Annotated in this window: 4 protein-coding genes; all 4 read right to left on the bottom strand. The window is 59.9% G+C overall.

Going from position 1 to position 4558, the window contains the following annotated elements; all coding sequences use genetic code 11:
- Positions 1-299: RNA-binding protein (locus FZZ85_RS11970; protein ID WP_226415535.1), on the bottom strand; the 299-nt coding region annotated here is incomplete at its 3' end.
- Positions 300-425: 126 nt separating this feature from the next.
- On the bottom strand, positions 426-1844 hold the full coding sequence (gene argH / locus FZZ85_RS11975; protein ID WP_226415537.1) for an argininosuccinate lyase: 1419 nt from the start codon (positions 1842-1844) through the stop codon (positions 426-428).
- 28 nt (positions 1845-1872) lie between these two features.
- Complete coding sequence (locus tag FZZ85_RS11980) at positions 1873-3285, bottom strand: PP2C family protein-serine/threonine phosphatase (RefSeq protein ID WP_226415539.1); 1413 nt, start codon at positions 3283-3285, stop codon at positions 1873-1875.
- A gap of 35 nt (positions 3286-3320) precedes the next feature.
- The coding region (ftsY, locus tag FZZ85_RS11985) for a signal recognition particle-docking protein FtsY (RefSeq protein WP_226415541.1) at positions 3321-4558 on the bottom strand (1238 nt) is incomplete at its 5' end.

The raw sequence follows: 4558 nt of genomic DNA on the forward strand, positions 1-4558 counted from the left end.
CCATAGCCGCCACCACCGCCACCGCCATAGCCGCCGCCACCACGACGGGGGGCGCTACCGCGGGGCTCCGCTTTGTTGATCCGGAGAGGACGGCCCATCAGTTCTGCACCCTGTAGGCCTTCAATGGCTGCTTCTTCGGTGGACTCATCGGCCATCTCAACGAAGGCAAAACCACGCTTGCGACCTGTGTCCCGCTCGAGGGGCAGCGCGCAGTTGGTCACTTCACCGAACTGGGCAAACAGCTCGATCACATCTTCCTGCTCAGCGCGGAAGGGAAGGTTGCCGACAAAAATGCTCACGTTTTGCGTGGACCGGGTACGAAACAGTGGACCGATAAGGCCTTGAACATTGCCATCGGGCTATGACTCCGGAACGAAGTGACATAGCTCTGGCTTATTAAGCGTAGACCCGGTTATGGGTGAGAGTCATCCCACCGGTTGGGTTCCGTTGAAACGCTGTAACCAGCGCTGAAGCTGTTCATCAACACGCTCAAATCCCGTGCCACCTTCACTGCGACGGGCGGCCACAACGGCGCGGGGAGCCAGGGCGTCATGCAAATCCGCCTCAAAGGCAGGATGAAGTTCCTTCCAAGCAGTCAGATCAAGGTCCCGCAACAGACAACCCTGCTCGATACAGCGCCGGACGACAGCGCCGACCAATTGATAAGCCTCGCGAAATGGAACACCGCGAGACACCAGATAGTCGGCCACATCCGTTGCATTAGAGAAATCCTGCTCCACGGCTTCATTGAGGCGCTCGACTCTGAAATCAAGGCCTTCCTCAAACAAAATCGCCATCGCCTCAACACAATCACGTGTTGTGCGGAAGGCATCAAACAGCGCCTCCTTGTCTTCCTGAAAATCCTTGTTGTATGCCAGCGGAAGACCCTTAATCATGGTCAGTAATCCCTGGAGATGTCCGAAGACGCGTCCGGTCTTGCCCCGAACCAACTCAGGCACATCGGGATTCTTCTTCTGAGGCATGAGGCTGCTGCCCGTGGCACAGCGGTCGCTGAGCCGCACGAAGCCGAATTCCTCGGAAGCCCAGGCGATCACCTCTTCGGCGAGACGGCTGAGATGCACCATCACTAAGGAGGCGGCAGCGGAAAACTCAACGCAGAAATCACGGTCGCTGACTGCATCGAGGCTGTTGGCATAAACCGCTGAAAAACCCAGCTCCTTCGCGGTGCGCTTGCGATCAATCGGTACCGGCGTTCCCGCCAGAGCAGCAGCGCCGAGCGGGCAAATGTTCACGCGTTTGCGCACATCCTGAAGACGCTCGCGGTCGCGCTCCAACATCTCGACATAAGCGAGAAGGTGATGGGCTAGACAGAGCGGCTGAGCCCGCTGCAGGTGGGTGTACCCGGGAATCATGGTGCGGCGATGACAATCCGCCTGGGTCACCAGTGCCCCCTGCAACCGCTGCAGATCGTGATCCAGGCCATCCAGCCGTCGTCGCAGCCAAAGGCGTAGGTCAGTCCCAACCTGATCATTGCGGCTGCGTCCGGTGTGCAACTTCTTGCCCACGGGACCAAGCAAAGCAATCAGCCGGCGTTCCACAGCGAAGTGAACATCTTCATCAGCCAAACCGGGCTGGAAGCTGCCAGATGCCGCCTCAGCGCGAACCATCTCCAGGCCATTCACCAACTGCTCAGCTTCTGCCTCCGTGATCACTCCCACGCCGGCCAGCATCCGGGCATGGGCGATGGAACCATCGAGATCCTCCTGAAGAAGGGTCAGGTCAAAACCGATGGAAGCGTTAAACGCCTCGATGAAGGGATGCAGACCCTGCTCAAAACGATCGCTCCAGGTGCCTGCAGCACCACCGGTCACCCCACCAGCCATCAATTCATCCGTCGATTTCCTCAGCTTGTCAGGCGATTGACCGTCCCTGCACACTCGGCAACGTGACCGCTTCCGGAACTTTTAACACCACAAGCGAGGCGTCATCCTCCAGCTGACGATCCGGACCAACAAAACGGTCCAAGCGTTGAAACAGGCTTTCAAGAATTCCCTGCGCTCCCTGACCACTTCGACAGGCCGTTTCAAGGGCACGAATCAGCCGCGCCTCATCGAAACGATCGCCGGTGATCCCCGGTGCTTCAGTCACACCATCGGTGTAGTAGAGCAACACGTCTCCCGGTTCAAGGAGAATCTCGCCAAGGGCGAACTCAGCTTCAGGTTGGAGACCGATCAGAAGCCCAGCGGCATCGAGCCGCATGATCACCCGTCGCTCGGCGCGCCAGAGCAGGGGCGGGTTGTGGGCCGCATTGGCATAACGCAACCGCAGCGTGCGCGGATCCAGATCGGAATAAAACAGCGTCACAAACCGGTGCGACTGCGCAAGGTCTTCCTGCGCCAGCTGATTGAGGTCGTGGAGAATCCGATCCGGTGGCAGACCGCTGAGAACCTCAGCGCGCAGCATCCCGCGCAACATCGTCATCAACAGACCAGCAGGAACACCTTTGCCCATGACATCGCCCATCACCAGCGCCCAACGACCCCGCTCACGGCGTCGGCCGATGAGTTCCGGACGGGTGGGAATGAAGTCGTAGTAGTCACCGCCCACCTGAAAAGCGGGCCGACAGCGTGCAGCCAGATCAACGCCCTCGATCACGGGGCAACGATCCGGCAACAACTGCGCCTGAATCTCTGCACCAATGCTGAGTTGTCGATCCACCCGCTCATGCCGGCGGGCGTCCTGAAGCATCTGATCGTTTTCGATCGCAACACCAGCAAGATCCGCCACCAACTGAGCGTGTCGACGATGCACCTCGGTCCAGACCAAAGAGCCGTTGCGGGCATAGACGTAAAGGCGGCCCCGCGTCCGACCACGGGCCGTCACAGACGTGGCGAACAAAGCCGCTTTGGGCAGGCAGCGTTGAACCAGACGGTCGAGCGCCAACAGCTGCTGATCGTCGCTACCAAAACCTATAGCCGATCCAGGTTCAAAGGCGGCTAAGCGCTGCAGCAGATCCTGGGACGGCTCAGCTGGACTCCCCTGCAACTGATCACGCCAGAGGCGACCATCCGTCTGAAACGGAACAAGCAAGGCCCCGTCAACACCCACCAGGCGCGAGGCCACGACAGGCACAAGCTCAAGAAAGCGCTGGAGGTTGGTGAAGCTGCGGAGGGCAAACCCCAGGGAGACCAACAGATCCTGATTGCGGCGCTGTTCGCTGCTGAGGCTGTCAAACAGCTGACGCAACGAAGCCATGGCCTCGGGCGAGGGGTGTCCAGGCCGCTGCGCAGAGCTGGGATGACGTCCGGGCGGCTTGCTGCTCAACCTCGCACCCCCAGGGTCCGCAAGGTAGCAACGCTTCAGCGTCCAGCCAGCAGAGCCTCAACGAATTCAAAACTGTTGAAGGGGCGCAGATCACGGATTCCTTCCCCAGCGCCAATGAAGCGAATCGGCAAACCTGCCTCAGACGACACCGCCAGGGCGACGCCACCACGGGCTGTGCCATCGAGTTTGGTGATTACAACGCCAGTGAGGCCGGCCGCGTCGGCAAAGGCCATGGCCTGGCGAAGCCCGTTCTGACCCTGACTTGCATCAAGAACCAGCAAGGATTCGACCTTCGCCTCCGGCGCCAAACGGTCGATGATCTTTCTGACTTTTTGGAGTTCCTCCATCAGGTTGTGCTTGGTCTGCAACCGTCCGGCGGTATCCACCAAAAGCAAATCAGACTTGCGCGAGCGAGCGGCTCCAATCGCATCGAAAACAACGGCAGCAGGGTCGGCATTGCTGCTGGGGTTGGACACCACTGGAACATCACTGCGCTCTCCCCAGACCTCAACCTGCTGCACGGCTGCAGCACGAAAGGTGTCTGCGGCCGCAATCAGAGCCGAATAGCCGCTACGAACAGCCAGATTGGCAAGTTTTCCCAGGGTGGTTGTCTTACCAACCCCATTCACCCCCACCATCAACCAAATGTTCAGGCGATCCCGTTCCGGCGCCAGAAGAGGAACAGCACTGGCCTGGATCGGCGCGTCCAAAAGGCCACGCAGCTGTTCCTTAAGGAAACGAATCCCTTCCGCAGGATCAACGACCTCCTCATTCATCCGTTGGCGGAGGGCATCCAGCACCTGATCGGTGGCCTGGACGCCAGCATCCGCTCTCAGCAAGAGAGTTTCGAGATCATCGAGAACCTCCGGCGTTAAAGGGTCGTCACCGAGATTCTCCAGAAGGCTCGTAACAAAGCCCTGACGGGTCTTTTCAAGACCGCGGCGGAGCCGGCCCAACCAATCGATTTCCTCGAGGGAAACCTGATCGACCCGACGGCCCTGGGCCGCAAGCACCTCGGCAGACCAGGTGAAATCCTGATCAAAGTCACCCAGCTGCGGCTCTTCTGAGTCGAGAGCTGGCGCAGGGGTAGGAGCCGGCGTGGGTGCAGGGGGAGCCTGACGAGCCCTGTCATCCAGATCCTGGTGACGCTGCTGGCGCTGAGCCGCGGCCTGCTCCAGCAGCGACAGTCCAGGGGCTGGTGCTGGAGACGTAGTCGGTAAAGGTGCCGGACTTAGCGTTGGTGAAGGTGAAAGTGAGGGTTCTGGTTCTGGAC

The organism is Synechococcus sp. MU1642, assembly GCF_020514115.1.
GTDB lineage: Bacteria > Cyanobacteriota > Cyanobacteriia > PCC-6307 > Cyanobiaceae > Parasynechococcus.